The organism is Achromobacter sp. (genome assembly GCF_032113835.1).
GTDB lineage: Bacteria > Pseudomonadota > Gammaproteobacteria > Burkholderiales > Burkholderiaceae_B > Achromobacter.
This window is the reverse complement of record NZ_DAMCTG010000012.1, coordinates 25,380-48,630: the sequence shown is the minus strand read 5'-3', so window position 1 is coordinate 48,630 and position 23,251 is coordinate 25,380. Positions and strand designations below refer to the sequence as shown.

At 64.3% G+C, this 23,251-nt stretch carries 18 protein-coding genes and 1 tRNA gene; 5 read left to right on the top strand and 14 right to left on the bottom strand.

The annotated features are described in order from the left end of the window. Positions 1-1,103: Na/Pi symporter (locus RT697_RS07175; RefSeq protein WP_313697743.1), on the top strand; the 1,103-nt coding region annotated here is incomplete at its 5' end. A 258-nt stretch (positions 1,104-1,361) separates the two neighbouring features. On the opposite strand, the gene RT697_RS07170 is transcribed toward RT697_RS07175, so the two are convergent. The 3 genes from RT697_RS07170 to polA form a co-directional block, all read right to left on the bottom strand. After that, on the bottom strand, positions 1,362-2,150 hold the full coding sequence (locus tag RT697_RS07170) for a dienelactone hydrolase family protein (RefSeq protein ID WP_313697742.1): 789 nt from the start codon (positions 2,148-2,150) through the stop codon (positions 1,362-1,364). A gap of 57 nt (positions 2,151-2,207) precedes the next feature. Then, a complete protein-coding gene (locus RT697_RS07165; protein ID WP_313697740.1) occupies positions 2,208-3,047 on the bottom strand; it encodes a ZIP family metal transporter in 840 nt (279 codons plus the stop codon). Between the two features lie 104 nt (positions 3,048-3,151). Further along, complete coding sequence (gene polA / locus RT697_RS07160) at positions 3,152-5,869, bottom strand: DNA polymerase I (RefSeq protein WP_313697739.1); 2,718 nt, start codon at positions 5,867-5,869, stop codon at positions 3,152-3,154. Between the two features lie 52 nt (positions 5,870-5,921). Here polA and RT697_RS07155 point away from each other — a divergent pair, with 52 nt between their 5' ends. Further along, positions 5,922-6,548, top strand: a complete 627-nt coding sequence (locus tag RT697_RS07155) for a TIGR00730 family Rossman fold protein (RefSeq protein ID WP_175137516.1) — start codon at positions 5,922-5,924, stop codon at positions 6,546-6,548. A gap of 64 nt (positions 6,549-6,612) precedes the next feature. Here the strand turns inward: RT697_RS07155 and RT697_RS07150 are convergent, their stop codons facing one another. Further along, on the bottom strand, positions 6,613-7,476 hold the full coding sequence (locus tag RT697_RS07150; protein WP_313697738.1) for a LysR family transcriptional regulator: 864 nt from the start codon (positions 7,474-7,476) through the stop codon (positions 6,613-6,615). 106 nt (positions 7,477-7,582) lie between these two features. Here RT697_RS07150 and RT697_RS07145 point away from each other — a divergent pair, with 106 nt between their 5' ends. After that, positions 7,583-7,981 carry a 4-oxalocrotonate tautomerase gene (locus RT697_RS07145; protein ID WP_313697737.1) on the top strand — a complete coding sequence of 133 codons (399 nt, stop codon included), beginning with the start codon at positions 7,583-7,585 and terminating at the stop codon, positions 7,979-7,981. A gap of 330 nt (positions 7,982-8,311) precedes the next feature. Here the strand turns inward: RT697_RS07145 and typA are convergent, their stop codons facing one another. From typA to scpB, 8 genes are all read right to left on the bottom strand, one after another. Further along, positions 8,312-10,135 carry a translational GTPase TypA gene (gene typA, locus RT697_RS07140; protein ID WP_313697736.1) on the bottom strand — a complete coding sequence of 608 codons (1,824 nt, stop codon included), beginning with the start codon at positions 10,133-10,135 and terminating at the stop codon, positions 8,312-8,314. After that, on the bottom strand, positions 10,132-10,884 hold the full coding sequence (truB, locus tag RT697_RS07135; protein WP_313697735.1) for a tRNA pseudouridine(55) synthase TruB: 753 nt from the start codon (positions 10,882-10,884) through the stop codon (positions 10,132-10,134). Before truB ends, typA begins: the two co-directional genes overlap by 4 nt. Before the next feature lie 42 nt (positions 10,885-10,926). Further along, a complete protein-coding gene (rbfA, locus tag RT697_RS07130) occupies positions 10,927-11,328 on the bottom strand; it encodes a 30S ribosome-binding factor RbfA (RefSeq protein WP_175124688.1) in 402 nt (133 codons plus the stop codon). 21 nt (positions 11,329-11,349) lie between these two features. Further along, positions 11,350-14,406: a translation initiation factor IF-2 gene (gene infB, locus RT697_RS07125; RefSeq protein WP_313697734.1), complete on the bottom strand. Its 3,057-nt coding sequence runs from the start codon at positions 14,404-14,406 to the stop codon at positions 11,350-11,352. A gap of 97 nt (positions 14,407-14,503) precedes the next feature. Beyond that, entirely contained in the window at positions 14,504-15,982 is a 1,479-nt protein-coding gene (gene nusA / locus RT697_RS07120) for a transcription termination factor NusA (protein WP_056322387.1), read from the bottom strand. Continuing rightward, positions 15,979-16,479: a ribosome maturation factor RimP gene (gene rimP / locus RT697_RS07115; protein WP_313697733.1), complete on the bottom strand. Its 501-nt coding sequence runs from the start codon at positions 16,477-16,479 to the stop codon at positions 15,979-15,981. Before rimP ends, nusA begins: the two co-directional genes overlap by 4 nt. A gap of 495 nt (positions 16,480-16,974) precedes the next feature. Then, entirely contained in the window at positions 16,975-18,882 is a 1,908-nt protein-coding gene (gene rluB / locus RT697_RS07110) for a 23S rRNA pseudouridine(2605) synthase RluB (RefSeq protein WP_313697731.1), read from the bottom strand. Then, positions 18,879-20,165, bottom strand: a complete 1,287-nt coding sequence (gene scpB, locus RT697_RS07105) for an SMC-Scp complex subunit ScpB (RefSeq protein WP_409517408.1) — start codon at positions 20,163-20,165, stop codon at positions 18,879-18,881. Before scpB ends, rluB begins: the two co-directional genes overlap by 4 nt. Positions 20,166-20,234: 69 nt before the next feature. On the opposite strand from scpB, the gene RT697_RS07100 reads away from it, so the two are divergent. Together RT697_RS07100 and RT697_RS07095 are read left to right on the top strand one after the other, a co-directional pair. Then, a tRNA-Met gene (locus RT697_RS07100) sits at positions 20,235-20,311 on the top strand. A gap of 256 nt (positions 20,312-20,567) precedes the next feature. Next, positions 20,568-20,813: a hypothetical protein gene (locus RT697_RS07095; RefSeq protein WP_313697729.1), complete on the top strand. Its 246-nt coding sequence runs from the start codon at positions 20,568-20,570 to the stop codon at positions 20,811-20,813. Positions 20,814-21,104: 291 nt separating this feature from the next. On the opposite strand, the gene RT697_RS07090 is transcribed toward RT697_RS07095, so the two are convergent. Next, positions 21,105-22,010 (bottom strand): LysR family transcriptional regulator, encoded by a 906-nt coding sequence (locus RT697_RS07090; RefSeq protein ID WP_313697801.1) that lies wholly within the window; start codon positions 22,008-22,010, stop codon positions 21,105-21,107. Between the two features lie 101 nt (positions 22,011-22,111). Continuing rightward, a complete protein-coding gene (locus tag RT697_RS07085) occupies positions 22,112-23,161 on the bottom strand; it encodes a GTP-binding protein (RefSeq protein WP_313697799.1) in 1,050 nt (349 codons plus the stop codon). Positions 23,162-23,251 lie beyond the last annotated feature (90 nt).

Below are 23,251 nucleotides of genomic sequence, written 5' to 3'. Positions count from 1 at the left end.
CGGCGCACTCCAGCGTCGCCGTGGTGGTGCTGGTGATGTCGCTGGCCAGCCACAACATGGTCGCGCCGCACGTCGCGTTTGCGCTGGTGCTCGGCGCCAACCTGGGCACCGCGATCAACCCCATGATCGAAGGCGTCACCGGCGACGACCCCGCCGCCCGCCGCCTGCCGCTGGGCAACCTGCTGACCCGGGTGCTGGGCGTGTTGGCCGGCCTGCTGCTGCTGCCGTTCCTGCAGCCCTGGATGAGCGACCTGGCGCGCGACCCCGCCCGCGCGGTCGCCAACTTCCACACCCTGTTCAACGCCGTCATCGCGCTGGCCTTCCTACCGCTTCTGACGCCGTACGCCGCCCTCCTCACCCGCTGGCTGCCCAAGCGCGCCGACCCGAACGACCCCTCCCGGCCCCAATACCTGGACGAATGGGCGCACGACGTGCCGGCGGTCGCGCTGGGCAACGCCGCGCGCGAAGCGCTGCGGATGGCCGACATGCTGCAGACGCTGCTGCTCTACGCGCGGGCGGGCTTCAAGCGCGACAACCGCCACCGCATGGTGCAGGCGCGCCAGCTCGATAGCGCGCTGGACAAGCTGGAAAATGCCATCACGACGTACCTGGCGACGCTGGACCAGGAAAACATGACCCGCGAGGACATCCAGCGGCTCGACGACATCCTGGCCTTCACCAGCAACATCGGTCATGCCGGCGATATCGCGCATCACGGGCTGCTCAGCCACGTGGCCAAGCTGCGTAAACAGGGGTGGACGTTCTCGCCCGAGCAACGCGCCAGCCTGGACGACACGCTGGGCCAGCTCATCGCCAACCAGCGCACGGCCGCCGCGCTCTTCGTGAACGACGACCTGCGCCAGGCGCGTTCGCTGGCCGGCGAAAAGGCGCGTTTCCGCACGATCGAAACCCAGGCGGCCGACACGCACCTGCAGAAGATCAAGTCGGGCGAGGTGGACGCGGCGGAAGTGGGCGCGCTGTACCTGGACATCCTGCGGGATATGAAGGGCATCAACTCGCACCTGGTCGGCGCGGCGGCGTATCCGCTGCTGGCACGTCATGGCGAGCTCTTGCCCAGCCGTTTGCGCGAAGCGGGGAATTGAGCGGGCCTTCCCAGCCGTGAGGCGGCGGGGCAAGCTTCCTCTCACTGCCCTGCATGAAAAAGCCGACCCCCGGGTCGGCTTTGTCTTTTCTGGCGCACGCCCGAGGTGTCAGACACCCATTGAGACGCCGCCACAAGTCGAAGACCATCTCCGCCGGGTGTCTGACACCGTCCCAAGCAAGCCGGCGCATGAAAAAGCCGACCCTCAGGCCGGCTTTGTTTTGCAAGGGTCACATCTGGCGGCTTACCCTGCCGCGCCTCACAAATACCGCTTGAACCACTCCAGCATCCGCGCCCATCCATCCTTCGCGGCTTCCGGCTGGTAGCTGGCACGGTAATCCGCCAGGAACGCGTGGTCGGCCTCGGGATACACCACGATGTCGGACAGCTTCGCGGCGGCGTTGCCGGCGGCCAGCTTCGTCTTCATGGCTTCCACGTCCGCCAGCGGAATGCTGGCGTCGCGCCCGCCGTACAGGCCCAGAACGGGACCATGCAGCTCATTCGTCACATCCAGCGCCACGCGCTTGATGAGCGGTCCGTGCCCCACGCTGAGCTTGCCGTACCAGGCCACGCCCGCCTTCACGTCCGGGTTGTGCGCGGCGTACATCCAGGTCAGGCGCCCACCCCAGCAGAAACCCGTCACCGCCACGCGGCGCGCGTCGCCACCGTTGGCGGCAGCCCATGCCACGCTGGCGTCGAGGTCGCCGAACACCTGTTCGTCCGGCACCTTGCTGACGAGTTCGGAAATGAGCTTGGGGATGTCGGTGTAGGCGGATGCGTCGCCCTGGCGTTGATACAGATCGCAGGCGACGGCCAGATAGCCGGCCTTGGCGACCCGGCGGCAGATGTCCTTGATGTGCTCATGCACGCCAAAGATTTCCTGGATCACCAGCACGATCGGCAGATCGCGCTTGCCTTCGGGCGCCGCGTAGTAGGCGCCGATCAAGCCATCCGTGACGGGAAGCTGGAAATCCCCGTGGACGAGGCCCAGGGTGTCCGTGTGGATCACGGTGGGCGCGACATTGCCGGCGGCGGTGGAAAAACTCATGGAGAACTCCTTGGTTGGGGTCGACGAAGGCCGGCCATCCCCACCGCCGTGCCAGGGCTAGTGCTGGTGGCCGTGCTCCGCATGCGGCGCGCCATGATCGGCATGCGCGCCATGGTCGTGCCCGTGGTGCATGAGGGTCGTAACGCTGTAGATCAGCGCCACGCCCACGCCGACCAGCAGCAATTGCGGGACGGCATCGGACAGGGATACCCGCTCGTGCATCTGCGGCATCAGGTCGGCCACCGAGATATACAGGAAGCTGCTGGCGGCAACCACCAGAATGTACGGCGTCCAGTCCTGCGCCTGTTGCAGCACGAAGTAGCCTATTATGCCGCCGACCGCTGAACACAAGCTGGTAAAGAGAATCAGCGCGAACGCCCGGCGGCGGCGCAGGCCCGCATTGATCAGAACGACGAAATCGCCCAGCTTGTGCGGTATCTCGTGGATGATGATCGACGCCGCCGTCAGCACGCCCAGCAACGGGTCGGTAAGAAACGCCGCGGCGATCAGCACGCCGTCGCACAGGTTGTGCAGCGAACTGCCGATCAGGATGAGCATCCCGCCGCGCCCCGCCTCGTGACGGTCATGCCCCTTGTGATGGTGATGGCCGTCGCCTTCGTGGTGATGGCTGTGGCGCAGCAGCGCAATCTTCTCCAGCACGAAAAACCCGATCAACGACGCCAGCATCAACCCGAAGAGCACATGCGCGTTGCCGACGCCAGTCTCGAAGGCTTCGGGCAAGAGGTGCAGAAGCGCGACCGAGAGCAGCACGCCCACCGACAGGCTCACCATGTGATGCAGGTATTTGGCAAAGACCTTGTACGCGAGCCAGCTCGCGATGAGGACAGCAATAAGGCCGCCGGTGATGGTGGCGAGCAGGACCCAGAGCAGCAACATGGAGGGGGAGAAGATCAGGCGGGGGGGAAGCGCAACATTATATTGTTGCAATCCAAAAACCGGAAATGGGCCGTCCGAAGACGGCCCAGCGGCGCTCTGTCCCTTTAGTGCGCCTGCTCCCAGTTCTTGCCGACGCCCACTTCCGCCACCAGCGGCACGCGCAGCGTCGCCACGTTGCACATCAGACGCGGCAGCGCCTCCTTGACCAATTCCAGCTCGTCGTCCGGCGCTTCCATCACCAGTTCGTCGTGCACCTGCATGATCATTCGCGTCTGCAGCTTTTCGGTGTCGAGCCAGTCCTGCACCGCCACCATGGCCATCTTGATGAGGTCGGCCGCCGTGCCCTGCATGGGCGCATTGATGGCCGCCCGCTCGGCGCCCTGCCTGCGCGGCCCCGAAGCGCCGCGGATCTCCGGCAACTGCAACCGCCGTCCAAAGACGGTTTCCACATAGCCCTGCTCGCGCGCCAGGCGCCGCGTGTCGTCCATGTACATGGCCACGCCGGGATAGCGCGCAAAGTAGCGGTCGATGTAAGCCTGCGCGGCGTCGCGCGTGATGCCCAGGTTGGACGCCAGGCCGAACACGCCCATGCCGTAGATCAGGCCGAAGTTGATGGCCTTGGCGGCACGGCGCTGATCGGTGGTCACGGCGTCCAGCGGCACGCCGAACACTTCGGATGCGGTGGCGCGGTGGATATCCTCGCCCGCCGCGAAGGCGCTTTGCAGGTTCGCGTCGTCCGACACGTGCGCCATGATGCGCAACTCGATTTGCGAATAGTCCGCTGACAAGAGCAGGCCGCGCTCGGCAATGAACGCCTCGCGCACGCGCCGCCCGGCTTCGGTGCGGACCGGGATGTTCTGCAGGTTGGGATCCGACGACGCCAGGCGTCCGGTGATGACGGCGGCCTGCGAATAGTGCGTGTGCACCCTGCCCGTCGCCGGGTTGATCATGCGCGGCAGCTTGTCCGTGTAGGTGGACTTCAGCTTGGACAGCCCGCGGTAGTCCAGCAGCACCTGCGGCAGCGGATAGTCCAGCGCCAGCTTGCTCAGCACTTCCTCGTCCGTGGAGGGCGCGCCGCTCGCGGTCTTGCGCACCACCGGCAGCTGCATGCGGCCGAACAGGATCTCGCCAAGCTGCTTGGGGGAATTCAGGTTGAACGGCTGGCCGGCTAGTTCATAGGCCTTCTGCTCGAGCTGCAGCATCTCCTGGCCCAGCTTGTTGCTCTGGCGGCCCAGTTCCGCGGCATCGACCTTCACGCCGTTGCGTTCGATGGTGGTCAGCACGCCGGACACCTGCATTTCCAGGCGATAGATGCGCTCCAGCCCTGCGTCGGCGGCGACCATCGGACGCAGCACCTGATGCAGTTGCAACGTGAAGTCGGCATCTTCGGCCGCGTAATGCCCGGCTTTGTCCACCGCCACTTCGTCAAAGCCAATCTGCTTGGCGCCCTTGCCGCAGAGGTCCTCGTAGGACACGCCGCTGCGTCCCAGATAACGCTGCGCCAGATCGTTCAGGCCCACGCCGCGATGCGATTCCAGCACGTAAGCCTGCAGCATCGTGTCTTCCGCGGCGCCGGCCAGGCGGATGCCTTCGTTGGCGAACACGTGCGTGTCGTACTTGGCGTGGTGCAGCAGCTTGGTGCGCGCCGGGTCTTCCAGCCAGGGTTTCAACCGGGCCAGCACTTCGTCCTTGGGCAACTGGACCGCGCCATCCGGACCTCGGTGCGCGACCGGGATATAGCAGGCCACGCCGGGCGCCACCGACATCGACAAGCCCACCAGCCGGGCCTGCATCTCGTCCAGCGACGTCGTCTCGGTGTCCAGCGCAACCAGCGATGCCTGCTGCATCAGTTCCATCCAGGCGTCGAACGCAGCCCAGTCGGAGATGATGCGGTAGTCCAGCGTGGCGGGCGCGGCAGGCGCCTCGTGCGCAATGCGCGCATCGCCCGTGGGCACGCGCTCCACATCGCCGGTCAGGTCGCGCAGCCACGTGCGGAATCCGTAGCGTTCGTACAGCTCGGTCAGCGTGGCGTCGTCGCGCGGACGCGGCGTCAGGTCGTCCACGCCGTCGATGTGGCCCGTGAGGTCGCAATCGCACTTGACCGTGAGCAGCTGGCGCGTCAACGGGAAATTGGGAATGGCTTCGCGCAGGTTGTTGCCGGCGACCCCCTTGATGCCGTCAGCGCCTTCGATCAGCTTGTCAATCGAGCCAAATTCCGTAATCCATTTGGCGGCCGTCTTGGGCCCGACCTTGGTGACGCCCGGCACGTTGTCGACCGTGTCGCCCACCAGCATCAGGTAGTCGACGATACGCTCGGGCGGCACGCCGAACTTGTTCACGACGCCGGTCTCGTCCAGGACCTCGCCGCTCATCGTGTTGACCAGCGTGACGTGGCTGTTGACCAGTTGCGCCAGATCCTTGTCGCCCGTAGAGACGATGGTGTGAACGTCATGCTGCGCGGCACGATGTGCCAAAGTGCCAATGACGTCATCGGCCTCGACACCCTCGATCGCCAGCACCGGCCAGCCGAGCGCGCGCACCGCGCGATGGATGGGATCGATTTGTGCTGCCAGGTCCTCGGGCATAGGGGGACGGTGCGACTTGTACTCCGGATACAGGTCGTCCCGAAACGTCTTGCCGCGAGCATCGAAGATACATGCGGCATACTCTGCCTTATGGTCAGATACAAGCTTGCGCAGCATATTGACCACGCCGTAAAGCGCACCCGTGGGTTCGCCTTGCGCGTTGCGCAAATCAGGCATAGCGTGGAAAGCGCGGTACAAGTAACTTGAACCGTCGACCAGTAATAGGGTTTTTTTCATGGTTACAAAGGCAGATATGGATACACCCGCCGGCAAACAAATTCCGCTGATTATGTCAGAGATAAGGACGGCGGCAGACAAGCTCGCTCACATCGGGCCCGCAGTCAGCGTTTTCGGTAGCGCACGAGTCAGCCGTAATTCCCCCTACTATGAAACCACCATCGCGATCTCCGCTGCGCTGGCAGAAGCTGGCTTCGCAGTCATCGCGGGCGGCGGCCCCGGCATCATGGAAGCCGCCAACAAAGGTGCATTTGAAGCAGGAGGCACGAGCATCGGGTTGAACATCAGCCTGCCGCACGAAGCCCACAACAACGAATTCCAGACCATCAGCCTGTCCTTCGAGTACTTCTTCCCTCGCAAGGCGGCATTCTTCATGCATAGCTTCGCCTACGTGGCGATGCCCGGCGGCTTTGGCACGCTGGACGAGCTCTTCGAAGCGTTGACGCTCATCCAGACGGGCAAGGTTCCGCCCGCGCCGATCGTTCTGGTCGGCAGCGAATACTGGTCGGGACTGGCCGAATGGCTGGGCGACCAAGTGCTCGGCAACGGCATGATCGCCGCCCACGACCTGGACCTTTTCATCATCGAAGACGATCCCGTCAAGGTGGTGCGCAAGGTCGTGGAATTCCACGAACGGGTGATGTCCGCCGAACAGTACGCCCCTTCCCTGCCCGCCTGACACAGCGGCCGTGCTGCGGACATGCTTGCCCGCACGCACCGCAACTTCCAGGTCAAGGCGCTGCCTACGTCATCGCCTTGACGATCGCCTCGCGCGCCAGCCCCACGAACTCACTTTCACCGGGGCGGGCGGCGAGCAACCTGAATTCCACCGATGGCAACGCCGGCAGGCCCGCCGCCTGCAGCCGCGCCATGCCCGTGCCCAGCGCGGATTCGTTCAAACAGGCAACGCCCAATCCCGCGGCAACGGCCAACTGCAACCCCGCCACGCCGGACGCCACGTGCGACACGGCATACGGCACGCCACGGCGTGACAACATCCGCTCAACGTATTGGCGCAGCGCGCAAGTTTCCGGCAGGGCCAGCAACGGCAATGGTTCGGCCAGCGGCGTCGTCACGCCCTCGGCCGCCATCCACAGCAGCGGTTCACGGCGCAGCAGCGCGCCATCAGCGCGGCCGCGCGTAGCGCCCCGCTCCTGAATGACCATGGATATGCCGACATCGATCTCGCCGCGCTCGTAAGCGGCTTCGATCGCCCCGCTCTTCATGATGGTCACGTGCAACCGCACCTGCGGATACTGCTCGTTCAGGCGCCGCAGCAGGCGGGCAACGTCCCCCGGCCGGAAGTAATCGGTGATGCACAGCCGCAGTTCGCCCTGTAGCGCCACGCCGCGCAGGTCGCGGTAGGCCTCGTCGCTCAAGGCAAGAATCGTGCGCGCGTGCGCCAAGAGGCGCTGACCCGCTGGCGTGGCCCGCACACCGGTCTTGCCGCGCACCAGCAACGGCTGACCCGCCCTGTCTTCGAGCTTGCGCATCTGTTCACTGACGGACGATTGCGACAGGAACACCTTGGGCGCAGCGGCCGTCAGACTGCCCGCGTCCAGCACCGCGACCAGGGTGCGAAGCTGGTCCAGGTCAAATCCGCTCATGATTTATCCAACGGCTAACTCGATGGATGAAATCGTAAATTCCCGCTTTTCCGATGTCAACGCGCTTTCTACACTGGCTCCGTACCCTACCAATCGGAGAACCGTCATGCCTCACATCGTCATCCATCGTTCCGGCACGCCCGACGCCGCCATCGACCGCCGCATCGTCGAATCCGTCGCCGGGCTGACCCAGTCCGTGCTAGGGAAAAAGCTGCCCGTGATCGCCATCACGCTGCAGCACATTCCACACGAACTCTGGTTCATCGGCGGGCGTCCGTTGTCCGAGCTGGGCAAGAACGCGTTCCATCTGGACATCAGCGTCACGGACGAAACCAACACCAAGGGCGAGAAGGCGCGCTTCATCAAGGATGTGTATGCCGCGTTCCAGGACATCCTGGAGGAACTGCACGAGTGCTCGTACGTCCACGTGATTGACGCGCGCGCCGCAGCTTACGGTTATGGCGGGCGCACGCAAGAGTACCGGCACCAGCACAGCGCGTCGTAGGCAGCGGCCCATGATCCGACCTGCGATAGGTTGGAGTTGGAAGACACCGCACGCTCGGGGGACGGTGTCTGACACCCCGTGGAGCGGCAAATCACCATGCGACAGCACTTCAGTGGGTGTCAGACACCTTGCAGACTTTCGGCCAAGGTGTCTGACACCCGTCAGAAGTGACCGTCAAGTTGCTAAAGCGCCGGGCGGGTGTCTGACACCCCGTCAGAAGAAACCGCCAAGCACGCCTGACACCTTGCCAAGCAAACAAAAAAGCCGCGCACCCGAAGGTGCGCGGCTTTTCATTGATCTGGCATCAGGCGGCGATTGCCGCCTTCAAGCTCAGACCGCGGCTTCGCGCGCGGCGCGCTTGCGCTCGTTTTCGAGCAGGTGGCGCTTGCGCAGACGGATCGACTTCGGGGTGATTTCCACCAGTTCGTCGTCGTCGATGAATTCCACGGCGTATTCCAGCGACATCTGGATCGGCGGAACCAGGCGCACGGCTTCGTCGGTGCCCGAGGCGCGCACGTTGGTCAGCTGCTTGCCCTTGATCGGGTTCACGACCAGGTCGTTGTCACGGCTGTGGATGCCGATGATCATGCCTTCGTACAGCGCATCGCCCGGGTTGACGAACATGCGGCCGCGATCCTGCAGCTTCCACAGCGCGTAGGCCACGGCGTCGCCGTTGTCCTGGCTGATCAGCACGCCGTTGCGGCGCTCGCCGATGGAGCCTTCCTTGATCGGCGCGTATTCGTGGAAGATGTGGCTCATCAGGCCGGTGCCGCGCGTCAGCGTCAGGAATTCGTTCTGGAAACCGATCAGGCCGCGGGCCGGAATCAGGTATTCCAGACGCGTACGGCCACGGCCGTCCGGCTGCATGTCCTGCAGGTCGCCCTTGCGGCGGCCCAGCTCTTCCATGACGCCGCCCTGGTGGGCGTCTTCGACGTCAACGGTCAGCGATTCGAACGGCTCGCACTTCACGCCGTCGATTTCCTTGAACACCACGCGCGGACGCGACACGGCCAGCTCGTAGCCTTCGCGGCGCATCGTTTCCAGCAGGATGGTCAGGTGCAGTTCGCCACGGCCCGACACTTCGAACACCGTGTCGTCGCCCGTGTCGCGCACACGCAGCGCCACGTTGGACTTCAGTTCGCGATCCAGACGGTCGCGCACTTGGCGGCTGGTCACGAACTTGCCTTCGCGGCCGGCCAGCGGCGACGTGTTCACCATGAAGTTCATGGTCAGGGTCGGTTCGTCGATGCGCAGCATCGGCAGCGGTTCCTGGTTGACCGGGTCGGTCACGGTGCAGCCAATGCCCAGGTCTTCAATGCCGTTGATCAGCACGATGTCGCCGGCTTCGGCTTCGTCCACCACGATGCGCTCCAGGCCATGGAACTTCTGCACCTGGTTGATGCGGCCGCGGCCGCCTTGACCATCGGGACCGAACTTGTAGGCCACTTCCATGCCGGGGCGCATACGGCCACGGTTGATGCGGCCCACGCCGATCTTGCCGACGTAGCTGTTGTAGTCCAGCGAGATGATCTGCATCTGCAGCGGGCCGTTGGGATCGTCCTCGCGCTGCGGCACGTGTTGCAGGATGGCTTCGAACAGCGGACGCATGTCGCCTTCGCGCACATCCGCCGAGAGGCCGGCGTAACCGGACAGGCCCGACGCGTACACGACCGGGAAGTCCAGCTGCTCGTCAGTGGCGCCCAGCTTGTCGAACAGGTCGAACGTGGCGTTGATGACGAAATCCGTACGGGCGCCCGGACGGTCAACCTTGTTGACCACGACGATCGGCTTCAGACCCAGGGCCAGTGCCTTGCGGGTCACGAAAATGGTCTGGGGCATCGGACCCTCAACCGCGTCGACCAGCAGCAGCACGCCATCGACCATGGACAGCACGCGCTCGACTTCACCGCCGAAGTCGGCGTGGCCCGGGGTGTCGACGATGTTGATGTGGGTGCCTTCGTATTCAACGGCACAGTTCTTGGCCAGAATCGTGATGCCACGTTCCTTTTCCAGGTCGTTCGAGTCCATGACCCGTTCGGTCAGCGCCTGGTTTTCGCGGAAGGTGCCGGATTGGCGCAGCAGCTGGTCGACCAGGGTGGTTTTTCCGTGGTCAACGTGGGCGATGATGGCGACGTTGCGCAAGGCGCGAGTCATAGCGAGTCCTTTAAGGTCAGGGTGGAGGGCAGCAAGCCCTCCGGCAATTCGTTCAGTGCAAGCAATGCCTGCTTGGGGTCTGGCATGGCCTGCAAGGCTTCCAGTTCAACGGCGCGTTCCAGAGAGAAGGGCCCGACGTGCGTGCGCCGCAGCGCCGTCAGGTGGGCGAAACAGCCCAGCACGCGCCCGATGTCCTGGGCCAGTGTTCGGATGTATGTGCCTTTACTGCAAGCCACATCGATCTCTGCCTGCGTCCCGTCAAGGGACAACAGCTCGATGCGGTGAATCGTAATCTTGCGCGGCGCGCGTTCCAGCTCGATGCCCGCTCGGGCGTACTCGTACAGCGGCTTGCCGTCGCGCTTGAGCGCCGAGTACATCGGCGGAATCTGCTCGATGGTGCCCGAGAAACGTGACAGTGCATCGCGCAGCGCCTGCTCCTCGACGACAAAACCGGGTTCGGCGGTCGCCGTGACGTTGCCCGTCAGGTCGCCGGAATCGGTTTCCGATCCAAATTGCAGCGTAGCGCGATATGCCTTGTCGGCGTCAAGCATGGCGCCGGAAATTTTGGTGGCGCGGCCCATGCAGCACACCAGCAACCCGGTGGCAAAGGGGTCGAGCGTGCCGGTATGGCCGGCCTTTGCCGCGTCCATGGCGCGTTTGGCGCGCTGCAAGGCGTGATTGCTCGACAAACCCACAGGTTTATCAAGCAACAGCACACCGTCGAGCGCAAGCCCGCGTCGTTTAGCCATCGTCGAAATCCGGAAAAAAATGAAGCAGTGACGACAGCCCGATCAGGACTTGTCTTCAGGCTCGTCGGGTACGCCCGAGTGCGGGCCGGGGCGGTTTGCGCGGTCGATGAGGATCGACATTTCGATGCCACGGGCGACTTGCTCGTCGTGGAAGAAACGCAAAGTGGGGACGGTGTGGATATGCAGAAGCTTGTAGAGCTGCGAATGCAGCCAGCCGGCCTTCTCGTTCAGCAAGGTGGTGGCGGCTTCGGGCTCGGCGCCCAAAACCGTGAACCACACCTTGGCATGCGCGTAGTCGGTCGACAGTTCCACACCCGAAATCGTAATCAATCCAGCGCGTTTCGTGTCGATTTCGCGCTGGATGATTCCGGCCAGATCCTTCTGGATCTGGTCGGCCAGCCGCAGATTGCGGCCGGGAATGGCTTTGGACTTGTGACGGCTCATTAACAATGCCTGGCGCCTGCTTTACAGCGTGCGCGCAATTTCCTTGATTTCAAAGACTTCCAGCTGGTCGCCCACCTGGATGTCATTGTTGCCGCGCAGCGTCAGACCGCAATCGAAGCCCGACTTGACTTCCTTGACGTCGTCCTTGAAGCGGCGCAGCGACTCGAGATGCCCCGTCCAGTGAACCACGTTGTTGCGCAGCAGGCGGACCTGGGAATCGCGGCGCACGATGCCGTCGAGCACCATACAACCGGCGATGTTGCCGAGGCGGGAGATGCTGTACACCTCGCGGATCTCGACCAGGCCGATGATTTCTTCCTTCTTCTCGGGCGCCAGCATGCCCGACATGGCGGCCTTAACCTCATCCACGGCGTCGTAGATGATGTTGTAGTAGCGCACGTCGATGCCGTTGTTCTCGGCAAGCTTCTTGGCGCTGGCATCGGCGCGCACGTTGAAGCCGATGACGACGGCGTGCGAGGCGATGGCCAGGTTGATGTCGGTTTCCGAGATGCCGCCGACTGCAGCGTGCACGACCTGCACACGCACTTCGTCGGTGGACAGCTTGACCAGCGACTGCACCAGGGCTTCCTGCGAACCCTGCACGTCGGTCTTGACGATGAGGGTGAGGGTCTGGGTGCCTTCGCCGAGGTTGTCGAACATCGATTCCAGCTTGGCGGCCTGTTGGCGGGCCAGCTTGACGTCGCGGAACTTGCCTTGGCGGAACAGCGCGATTTCGCGCGCCTTGCGCTCGTCGGACAGCGCCATCAGTTCGTCACCGGCGGCCGGCACTTCGGTCAGGCCCTGGATCTCAACGGGGATCGAGGGACCCGCCGTCTGAATCGGCTTGCCGTTTTCGTCGAGCATGGCGCGCACACGGCCAAAGCTTGCGCCGGCCAGCACGACGTCGCCGCGCTTGAGCGTGCCGCTCTGCACGAGAATCGTCGCGACCGGGCCGCGGCCCTTGTCCAGACGGGCTTCGATGACCAGACCCTTGGCGGGTGCGTCTTCGGGCGCCTTCAGTTCCAGCACTTCGGCTTGCAGCAGCACGTTTTCGAGCAGATCGTCGATGCCTTCGCCGGTCTTGGCGGACACGCCCACGAACGGCACGTCGCCGCCGTATTCTTCCGGCACGACTTGTTCGGCAACCAGTTCCTGCTTGACGCGTTCCGGGTTGGCGGACGGCTTGTCGATCTTGGTCACGGCCACGACGATCGGCACGCCTGCGGCCTTGGCATGGTGGATGGCTTCACGCGTCTGCGGCATCACGCCATCGTCGGCGGCAACCACCAGAATCACGATGTCGGTCGCCTTGGCGCCGCGGGCACGCATGGCGGTAAACGCTTCGTGGCCCGGGGTGTCAAGGAAGGTCACCATGCCGCGCTCGGTGCGCACGTGGTAGGCGCCGATGTGCTGCGTAATGCCGCCGGCTTCGCCCGCGGCAACCTTGGCGCGGCGGATGTAGTCCAGCAGCGAGGTCTTGCCGTGGTCGACGTGGCCCATGACGGTCACGACCGGCGCGCGCGGCAGTTGCTCGGCTTCGGATTGGGTGGCGGTGTCGTCCAGGAAGGCTTCCGGATCGTCCAGCTTGGCGGCGATTGCCACGTGGCCCAGTTCCTCGACCACGATCATGGCCGTTTCCTGATCCAGCACCTGGTTGATGGTGACCATCTGGCCCAGCTTCATCAATTGCTTGATGACTTCGGCGGCCTTGACGGACATCTTGTGGGCCAGGTCGGCCACGCTGATGGTTTCCGGCACGTGGACTTCACGTGCGATGAATTCCTGCGGCGCCGGCTCGTTGCGGCGGTCGTTCTGCTGATTGCGGCCACCACGGCCGCCCGACTTGCCACCGCCCTTGCCACCCGCACGCCAGCCGTCACGGCTGGCCGGGGCTGCCGGCTTGTCGGCAGGCTTCTTGCGCGACGAATCGTCGGACCAGGTCGAAGCGACTTCGGCGGTCTTGATGGTCTTCTTGGCGCCAGGGGCGGCCGGCTTGGCGTCCTTCTTGGCCGCGGGTGCGGCGCCAGGCTTGCCGGCGGGCTTGTGCAGCGTGCCGGAGATCGGCGCGGCGGCAGGTGCCTCGGGCTCCGGCGCGCGCAGCACCTTGCGGGGACGGTTCAGCATTTCGCGCAGCGCGGCGGCCTCGGCCTCGGCGGCGCGACGGGCTTCGTCGCGACCTGCGGTCGTGGCGGAAGCGGCCAGCGGCGGCGCGGCACGGCGGTTGTCGACGCGACCACCCACCTTGGGCGCAGCGGCGGGCGCGGCGGCGGCGGGCTTCACGGATTCGGATTTCGCGGCAGGCTGCGCCTGGGCGACAGGCGCGGCGGCCTGGGAGGAAGATGTTTCGGACTTATTGGCTAGCACAGCAGGTTCCGGCTTGGCTTCTTCAGCCAGAGGCTCGGTGGTTTCAGTCTTGATTTCGGGCTTGGCCACTTCGGCCACGGGCTCGGCAGGAGCAGGCGCCGGCGTCGGTTCGGGTTCAGGCTGAGCCTGGACTTCAGGCGCTTTGGCCTCGACGGGGGCGGGCGCTTCGGCCGCGACGGATTCGGTTGCCGCGGGCACTTCTGCCGGGGCGGCGGCTTCGGCTGCGACGGGCTCCTGCTGCGGCGCTTCGGCCTGGGCGGGAGCTTCGGCCTCTACAGGCGCCGTTTCGCGAGCTTCTGCGGCGACAGGCGCCGCGGGAGCTGCGGGAGCAGCCGGTGCGGAAACCTGCGGAGCGGCTTCGGCCGCAACTTCTTCTTCGGGACGAGCCGAGGCGGCCTGTTCGGCTGCGAGCTCGGACGGGTCGCGCTTGACGAAGACGCGCTTCTTGCGCACTTCGACCTGGATCGTGCGCGAACGCCCGGTGGCGTCGGCTTGCCGGATCTCGGAGGTCTGGCGGCGCGTCAGCGTGATCTTCTTGCCTTCGGTTGCGCCGTGTGCGCGACGCAGCGATTCGAGCAATTTCGCCTTGTCGCTGTCGGTGACGGAGTCGTCGACCGATTTGAGGTCAACGCCAGCCGAACGCAGCTGATCCAGCAGCACGTTGGCAGGCATTTTCAGCTCGGTAGCGAACTGGGCGACGGTATTACTCGACATTAGGCTCTCTCTTCCCTATAGGCAGCTATTACAAACAACGTGAACTTGCGGTGGATGAAGCGGCGGCATCCTCCACCGCAGACCCGTGTCCTTATGGTTATTCTTCGTCGAACCAATGGGCGCGGGCACGCATGATGAGATCGCTGGCTTCCTGTTCGGTCAGACCGGCGATTTCCGCCAGTTCGTCCGTTGCCAATTCGGCCAGATCATCACGCGTATGCACTTGACGCTCGGCCAGCTTGGCGGCCAGTTCCGGCGTCATGCCTTCGAGTTCAAGCAAATCCTGTGCGGTTTCAAGGCGCTCTTCCTGGGCGATTGCCTCGGTCAGCAGCGCATTGCGGGCACGGGCGCGCAACTCGTTGATGGTGTCTTCGTCAAACGCCTCGATTTCCAGCAGTTCCTGCATGGGAACGTAGGCGATTTCCTCGATACCGGTAAATCCTTCGTCGATCAGGATGTCAGCGACTTCCTCGTCGACGTCCAGCTTGCTCATGAACGTGGTGCGCAGACCCGAACGCTCGACTTCCTGGCGGTTCAGGCTTTCTTCCGGCGTCATGATGTTGATCTGCCAGCCGGTCAGTTCGGACGCCAGGCGCACGTTCTGGCCCTTGGCGCCGATGGCCTTCGGCAGGTTTTCCTCGTCCACCACGACGTCCATCGCATGCTTGTCTTCATCAACAACGATGGATTCGACGTTGGCCGGCGCCAGCGCGCCGATGACGAACTGCGCGGGGTCTTCGGACCACAGCACGATGTCGACCTGCTCGCCGCCGAGTTCGTTGCGCACCGCGGTCACGCGCGAACCGCGCATGCCCACACACGTCCCGATGGGATCAATACGCTTATCGTATGCCACGACGGCGATCTTGGCACGCACGCCGGCATCGCGGGCGGCAGCCTTGATCTCGAGCAGGCCCTGCTCGATTTCGGGCACTTCGTTCTCGAACAGCTGGCGGATGAACTCCGGCGACGTGCGCGACAGGATTACCTGCTGGCCGCGCGCGGCGTGGTCAACACGCAACACAAAAGCGCGGACGCGGTCGGCAACCCGCAGGTTTTCCTTGGGGATCATTTCGGAGCGCGGCAGGCGCGCTTCGATCTTGCCGGTTTCGACAATGGCGTCGCCCTTGTCCATGCGCTTGATCGTTCCGGACACGATGGTTTCGCCACGGTCCAGGAAGTCGTTCAGCACCTGTTCGCGCTCGGCGTCGCGGATCTTCTGCAGGATGGCCTGTTTGGCCGCCTGAGCGCCGATACGGCCGAACTCGATGGGTTCGAGGGGCTCTTCGATGTACTCGCCTTCCTTGATGCCGGGGACGATTTCCTCGGCATCCGACAGCATTTCCTGCTTGTCGGGTTCTTGCAGACCGGCCTCGTCGGGCACGACCAGCCAGCGGCGGAAGCCTTCGTGGTCTCCCGTTTCCCTATCGATGGAAACACGAATGTCCGCATCATCCTTGAAGCGCTTTTTCATGGCCGAGGCCAGCGCACTTTCGAGAGCGCCGAACACGACGTCACGCGTGACGTTCTTTTCACGCGCCAAGGCATCGACCAACAGAAGAATTTCGCGACTCATCGCTTTTTGCCCTTGAAATCCAGAACGGGATCCAGTTTTGCACGCTCGATATCTTCGACCGTGAAATTCAACACCTGGACTTCGTTCTTTTTTGCCTCAAATTCGAGACCGAACACGGTCTTGTGCATTCCAGCAGCTGCGTCGGCTGCGGCCTCTTCTTCCGGCACGGTCAACGTGCCCGAGAAGACCTTGCGGCCGTCCAATGCCTCGCGCAGCTTGATTTCGATGCGCTCGCCTGCGAAACGGCGGAACTCGGCCTCGGTGCGCAGCGGGCGGTCAACGCCCGGCGAACCTACTTCGAGGCGTTTGTAGTCGATGTTCTCGACCTCAAAGACCCGCGACAATTGGCGGGACACCTGCTCGCAGTCTTCGATGCGCACACCGCCGACCCGATCGATCGTGACGCGCAAAAGGCCCAGGGCGGCACGCTCGACGTCTACAAGTTCGACGTCCATGCCGGCCAGAGCCTCTTCGGTCAATGCGAATAAATCAGCCATATACTCAAAAAAAATGGGCTGCACGCCCAGCCCACCGATATTGCACAGAGCCCAGCCGCTTCCCTACTACACGTAAGGAGCAATGCTGGGCAGTGCCCTATATTGCGACCTAATTTTTGGCTTGCGCCGCCCTGATTTCCCGATCCGGTATCCAACCCGGTGCCGGACCCGGCTTTTGCCGGGCTTGGCTGGGTACTTCGGCGCCTGTGCGCCTTCCCCAGATAGCGGCAAGCGCCAAGGAGACTGCTGCAAACAGCGCCCGGCACACGCCAGCACAAGGCCGTGCGCCCGATCAGCATAGATGCAGCCGACGTGCTTTTTGCGGTAAAGCGCACTTAAAGAAACCAGTGCTTCCGGCAAAAAGCCATGACGCGAAGCCATGAAAACCATTGATTTTACCAGATAAACGGGAAAATCGCCTGATTCGTCACGGGCTTACGTTTATATGGGACGGATGCCGGGCGGCGGCGCAGTCTGCGAGCCGCCCTGCAGGGATCAGCGGCCCTGACGCCCCCGGCCGCCGCCCACGACGCCCAGACGGGATTCGTGAGCCGAAGCGCTGCGGGGTTGCCAATCATCGCCACGCTGGGCGCCTTCGCCGCGGGGACTGCCGCTACGCGGCGTACGCGGCTTGCCACCGGCGCCAGGACCCTTGTTGCCGCCGGTGCGTGCACCTTCGGTCTTGTTGCCGCCGCGGCCGCCCGCGGCGGGCTTGCCGCCACGGCCCGGATTGCCGCTACGCGCGCCTGCCGGTTTGCCGCCAGCGGGCTTGCCGCCACCAGGTTTGCCACCGGACTTGCCGCCCGGACGGCGGCCCGTGCCTGCCGGGGCCTCGCCCACGCCGGCTGCGGCTGGGTTGCCAGTCATCGGGTTGCCGGCCACCGGGCTGCTCGCCATCGGATTGCCAGCGGCGGCGTTAGCGGCGGCGCGGGGACCGCGCGCATTGCCGCCCGCGCGTCCACCCGTCTTGCCGCCCGGCTTACCGCCCGGCTTGCCACCGGACTTGCCGGCGCCAGCGGAGCGCGGACCGGGCTTGTTCTTGCGATTGCCGAGACCCGGCTCGCCCGAGAGCGGGTGGCCGTTGGCATAACCACCGGCGATCATGAGGCCGGTGCCGAAAGGATCGGAAGGACACGCGGCGGCCTGACCCGCGCTGCCCACACCACCACCCTGCAACTTGCCGCGGCGGCCGATCCGGGCGCCGTTCATGCCGTTGCGGTCCAGCGTACCGAATCCGGGAGGCAATGCGCTGTCGTGCGATTGCGGTTGCTTGGAGCGGCGGCGGTTGCCCGACGAATCGTCGTCTTCGCGCAACAGTCCCAACTGAACCATCAGCGCGGTCACCAGCGAAGCGTCCAGCTCGTCCCAACGGCCGCGGCGCAGGGTGCGCGGCAGCACGACATCGCCGAAGCGCGTGCGGATAAGTCGACTGACCGTGACGCCGACCGCTTCAAACATGCGGCGGACTTCGCGGTTGCGGCCTTCCTGCAGCGTGACGCGATACCAGCGGTTGCTGCCGTCGCCACCCAGGTAGTCCAGCGCGCCGAACGCGGCCAGGCCGTCTTCGAGCTCAATGCCGTCAACCAGCGACTGGCGCTGCGCCTCGTCCATTTCACCCAGGACACGAACGGCGTACTCGCGTTCCGTGCCGTAACGGGGGTGCATGATCCGATTGGCCATGTCGCCCGACGTCGTAAAGATGAGCAGGCCTTCGGTGTTCAGATCAAGGCGGCCCACCGAGAGCCACTTGCCGGTGCGCAGCTTGGGCAAGCGGGCAAAGACGCTGGCGCGGCCACCGGGGTCGTCATGGCTGACGATTTCGCCGGCGGGCTTGTGATACAGGATCACGCGCGGCGGCTTCTTCGTATTGGTGCGCATGATGGGCTTGCCATTGACGCGCACCTGATCGTTGGGACCCACACGCTGGCCGATATGCGCCGGCTCGCCGTTGACGGACACGCGGCCCGCGACGATCAGTTCTTCCATCTCGCGGCGCGACCCGATCCCGGCGTCGGCCAGCACCTTGTGCAGCTTGGGCATGACCGCTTCGCTGTTGAGGTACTTGCCCAGACGCTGTTCCATGCGGTCAGCCGTATCCAGGTAGGACAGCGCCTGCTCGGCTTCCTGCTCGCCGCCTCGGGAGTCCGCGGACTCGACCGGCGCGGCAGGCGCGGCGGCCTGCCCTTCAGCCGCGGGCGCCTGTTCGGCGGCAGCGTCGCCGCGGCGGCGGCGGAACGGCGTCCTCAGCTTGCGCCCGCGACCGCGGGCGCCGGCTTCGCCTTCAACGGCCGGTTCGCGCGCGGCGGAGGATTCCGGTTGCGCGCCGGCAGCGGCGTCATCCGAACGGGGGGTGTCGTCCTGTATTGCTGTATTCGTTGTCACTGGGACAGCTCCGAATTTCAAACTTGGGTAGGCCTGCCGGGAGCAGGCTCGTCATCATCTGGGGACGCCGAATCCGGTTCAGACCCGGACCGGTCGGGGTCCGCCTGCTCCGAGGCCGCGGCGGCGGCATCGGGTTCGGGCTGAACGGCCTCGTCAAGACCATGAACGGGCTCACGCCTGGCATCGCCAGGAGCCACGGCATCGGTCTTGTCAGTCGGGTCAGTCGGTTCCGCGTGTTTTGCGTTCTCGACTCTTTCCTTTGCAGCACCGGCCTCGGAGGCATCGGCGGCCATATCGGAAATGTCGTTGCCAGCTCTGTCGTCGGGAAGATCGGACGAAAGCGGCGTATTGGACAAGCCTTCGGCTTGCTCCCGGACGGTGAATTCGTCGGCGGGATCCGCGCCTTCTTCTGTGCGCGAAAGCTGGGATTCTACGCTATCGATGGCCGCTATGGGGCCATCCTCTTCCGAAACAGACAATTCCGCAACGGGGAAAATCTCGGAGGACTCGGAGTCAGCATTGGCGGAGGACGGATTTTCGCCCTCTTGCTCTGGTTCTCGCGGTGCTTCTTGGGGTGCTTGTTGGGGTGTTTCTTGCGCTGAATCTTGCGGCGCATCTACGCCCGCCTGGAGGAGGTCATCCGCCCCGGAATCGGGCGTTTCCGCCCCCGCTTCCGCCGAAGAGGCTTCCGGACTGCCCTCGCCCTCACCCTCGGCCGGCGCCGGCGCCTCGCCCAAAACCTGTTGCACTTCGCCCAGATCCAGTCCGGCGAGCGCGGCGGCTGCGTGCGCGGATTCCAGCGGCGGCAACTCATCCAGCGCGCGCAGCCCCAAATCGTCCAGAAACTGGCGCGTGGTGCCAAACAGCGCGGGACGACCCGGCGCGTCACGGTGACCGATGACTTCGATCCAACCGCGATCCTCAAGCGCCTTCACGATCTGCGACGAAACCGTCACGCCGCGGATATCTTCGATGTCGCCGCGCGTCACGGGCTGGCGCCAGGCCACGATGGCCAGCGTTTCCATCACGGCGCGCGAATACTTCGGCGGCTTTTCGGGACTCAGGCGTTCCAGGTAGCGCTGCATGCTGGGCCGGCTCTGGAAACGCCAGCCGGAGGCGAGCTGTACGAGCTCCAGCCCGCCGTCGGCCCAGTTGCCTTGCAAGGTCTCCAGAAGCCGGCGCACCGTGCTGCTGTCGAATTGTTCATCATCCCCGAACAGCTTGCGCATATCGGAAATCTGCATCGGCTGCACCGCGCACAACAGCGCGGTTTCCAGCACGAGTATTGCCTCGCTATCGTTCATCGACATCCAAATTCAAAAATGGGCTAACTTGCGCTTGGTTGGAATTAAGGTTAATATTCTTTTCTCAGACGCGGGGTGGAGCAGTCTGGCAGCTCGTCGGGCTCATAACCCGAAGGTCGTAGGTTCAAATCCTGCCCCCGCAACCAATTTGATGAAGGCCTGGCATTCGCCGGGCCTTTTTCATTTGCGGCGCCGGATTCAGAACAAAGAACCGAACGGCCAACGCCGCAATTCGAACCCGTACCGCAACCCAATTCCGCACCGCGATTCATTTCGACGCCGCCGGCCGTGATGCCGCGGAATTCCAATCCACGAATCCCGACGCGGCTACCCACGGAACTCTCCGCGCGGCGCTCACCCGCAAACGACCAGGCCGCCGCAAAAGCGGCGACGCAACAGTCAATGTTGGCTTGCGAAATTGTCACTGGGTTCCTGTTTACCGCCACGCCCTCGCCTCATGGCGCTGCCCTGCGCGAAAACCAACACGCCGGCGCCCGTAAGGCGGAATGCTTGCCGCGGCTGCGCGGCTGCGGCAAAACGTCTGAGCAAATTCTGGAAAAGCTGGCGCCAGCAACGCTGACACCCATCGCCGATATGGCCGCGGAACGCGCCGGAACCTCCGGCACCAACCCTCTCCGCATAAATTGACAGCAAAGACTAGAACCGACAGGCATCGGCCATTGCCGCGCGGCGGAAACGCCGCTGCCAGACCGGCTCGCCCCCTTGCGCAAACCGAGCTAGGCTCTGGATTGCGCCGACCTGCCACCAGGCCGGAACGATTGTTAGGTATTTTTTGGGTCAAATGCCGGCAAATTATACCGCCATATATTCAGCGCTCAAGCTGCGGCGCACACTGCACGCGGCCTCGCGCGGCACGGCCCGTGACATGACCTGCAGTTCTGCCTGCAGCTCGGCCTACAACCCGGCAGCAGGCCGGCACTAGCCCCCAGGCTTGTCCCACGGCACCGACCCCAGCCGCTCGGCAAGGTAATCCAGCATCGAACGCAGAATCAGGGGCATCTGCCGGCGCGAGGCGTACACCCCATAAATGCCGAGTTCCTGGGGCTTGCATTGAGGCAGGATGACCTGCAGCTTGCCCGAGGCGATGTATTCCGCCGCATAGTAAGTCGGCAACATGGCGATACCCGCCCCTTCCACCGCCGCACTGGACAAAACCGACACTTCGTTGGCACTGATGCTGCCGCCGACGGGCACGTCGACCGGCTCGCCATCGCGTTCGAAACGCCACAGACTCTTGCCGAAATACGAATGGGTCAGGCAGTTGCGCAACGACAGATCTTCGATGCGCGCCGGCACGCCTTCGCGCGCCAGGTATTCCGGCGACGCGCACACCACAGAGCGGCACACCGCCAGCTTGCGCGCAATCAGGTTGGGATCCAGATCGTTGGTGATGCGCACCGCGAGATCGACACGCTCTTCCACCAGATTGACCGCACGCTCGACCAGCATCAGGTCCACGGACGTGCCGGGATGGCGCTTGACGTAGTCCGTGACGGCCGGCGCCAGATGGCGGGCGCCAAACGACATGCTCGTGGTGATGCGCAGCAGGCCGCGCGGGGTGTCCTCCGGCGTGGCGACCGCGCTGTGCAGATCACCCACCATATCCAGCATCTGGCGGCAGCGCGGCAGGGTTTCGGCGCCAGCCGGCGTAAGGCTCAAGCGCCGCGTCGTGCGATGCAGCAGACGCACGCCGACCCATTGCTCCATCTCGGCCAGGTATCGCGACACCATGGCGCGAGACATGTCCAGATGGACGGCGGCCGCCGACAGGCTACCCCGATCGGCAACCTCGACGAACACCTGCATGGCTTTCAGTCGATCCATCATTGTCTCGGCGAGTGCATCAGACCGTACCGGTTATACCGTATTTCCGTGCGGCATCCGCAACGGAATATCGATCTATGAAACGGGGTCCTTCGGCGCGATCACGCAGCCGGCTGACCCAATGCCTCGCGCACCGCGGAGGCCACTTCCGGCACACCCAGACCGCGAACGATGAACACCAGCCGCGAAGCGCGCACATCATCCGGCCAGCCACTCAAGGACTGCAAAGGATACAACTCGCCATGCACACCATGCACCTCACAGGGAAGTGATTCACCCTCGAAGCAGACGATACCCTTCATCCGGAGCACGCCCTGCCCGTAGCGCTCCTGAATGCGCGAGATGCCCGCCAGAAACGCCGCCCGGCTCAGCGGGGTATCCAGCGTGAGCGAAAAACTGCTTACGTCCGCATGCCGACGAGCGGACGGCGAAGAGAACGCCCCCAGCCACGTTGCAGCAAAGCCTCCATCGCGCCGGGCAAAAAGGTCCGGACCTTCGCGCAATCCATCGGCCAGTGGCACATCCGGGCGTTGCACGCAGCGGCGCGCGCCAGGATTGATAGCCGCGATCGCCTGTTCAACATCGTGCAGTTGCGCCGCATCGCCAAGGTCGGATTTGCTGATCACGACCGTATCGGCCAGCGCAAGCTGCCGGGCGGCCTCGGGCTGCGTGTCCAGTTGATTGGCGCCGTGCGCTGCCGACACCACGACGATTGCGCCGCGATACGCGTAACGCTCAGCCAGAAACCGCTCGTGCTTCAACGTGAAGAGGATGGGCGCCGGGTCGGCAAGACCGCTGGTTTCGATGATGACGTGCCGGAACGGCTTGATCTTGCGCGCGAGGGCCTGCATGAAGAGATCTCGCAAGGTGTCGACCACTGAGCCGCTGACCACGCAACACAGACATCCACCCTCGACCAGCACGACCTTGTCCGGCGCCAGACGCACCAGATGATGGTCGACACCGATATCGCCATATTCATTGACGATGACCACCGCGCCGGCATACGCAGGCTCTTGCAGCAGGCGATTCAAGAGCGACGTCTTGCCGCTGCCCAGAAAGCCCGAGATGACGGTGACACCGATGCGCTTGTCTTGCACAGACTGTTCGCCCTGCCCGCTTTGAGCGCGGCCGCGCTTATCGTCATTCATGCCGATCGCCTTATGAGTCGATGCACTACGGCACCAACGCAAAAACCCGCAAAAACCAAAAGGGCCACTCACTTGCGTGAGCGGCCCAAA

What these genes read in the sequence shown, in the direction of transcription:
- infB (WP_313697734.1), bottom strand. Translation starts at nt 14,406, where the DNA reads ATGTCGAGTAATACCGTCGCCCAGTTCGCTACCGAGCTGAAAATGCCT.
- RT697_RS07155 (WP_175137516.1), top strand. Translation starts at nt 5,922, where the DNA reads ATGTCAGAGATAAGGACGGCGGCAGACAAGCTCGCTCACATCGGGCCC.
- typA (WP_313697736.1), bottom strand. Translation starts at nt 10,135, where the DNA reads ATGACTCGCGCCTTGCGCAACGTCGCCATCATCGCCCACGTTGACCAC.
- RT697_RS07095 (WP_313697729.1), top strand. Translation starts at nt 20,568, where the DNA reads ATGTTGGCTTGCGAAATTGTCACTGGGTTCCTGTTTACCGCCACGCCC.
- rbfA (WP_175124688.1), bottom strand. Translation starts at nt 11,328, where the DNA reads ATGAGCCGTCACAAGTCCAAAGCCATTCCCGGCCGCAATCTGCGGCTG.
- RT697_RS07145 (WP_313697737.1), top strand. Translation starts at nt 7,583, where the DNA reads ATGCCTCACATCGTCATCCATCGTTCCGGCACGCCCGACGCCGCCATC.
- rimP (WP_313697733.1), bottom strand. Translation starts at nt 16,479, where the DNA reads ATGGCTGATTTATTCGCATTGACCGAAGAGGCTCTGGCCGGCATGGAC.
- RT697_RS07085 (WP_313697799.1), bottom strand. Translation starts at nt 23,161, where the DNA reads ATGAATGACGATAAGCGCGGCCGCGCTCAAAGCGGGCAGGGCGAACAG.
- RT697_RS07170 (WP_313697742.1), bottom strand. Translation starts at nt 2,150, where the DNA reads ATGAGTTTTTCCACCGCCGCCGGCAATGTCGCGCCCACCGTGATCCAC.
- truB (WP_313697735.1), bottom strand. Translation starts at nt 10,884, where the DNA reads ATGGCTAAACGACGCGGGCTTGCGCTCGACGGTGTGCTGTTGCTTGAT.
- RT697_RS07090 (WP_313697801.1), bottom strand. Translation starts at nt 22,010, where the DNA reads ATGGATCGACTGAAAGCCATGCAGGTGTTCGTCGAGGTTGCCGATCGG.
- scpB (WP_409517408.1), bottom strand. Translation starts at nt 20,165, where the DNA reads ATGAACGATAGCGAGGCAATACTCGTGCTGGAAACCGCGCTGTTGTGC.
- RT697_RS07150 (WP_313697738.1), bottom strand. Translation starts at nt 7,476, where the DNA reads ATGAGCGGATTTGACCTGGACCAGCTTCGCACCCTGGTCGCGGTGCTG.
- RT697_RS07165 (WP_313697740.1), bottom strand. Translation starts at nt 3,047, where the DNA reads ATGTTGCTGCTCTGGGTCCTGCTCGCCACCATCACCGGCGGCCTTATT.
- polA (WP_313697739.1), bottom strand. Translation starts at nt 5,869, where the DNA reads ATGAAAAAAACCCTATTACTGGTCGACGGTTCAAGTTACTTGTACCGC.
- nusA (WP_056322387.1), bottom strand. Translation starts at nt 15,982, where the DNA reads ATGAGTCGCGAAATTCTTCTGTTGGTCGATGCCTTGGCGCGTGAAAAG.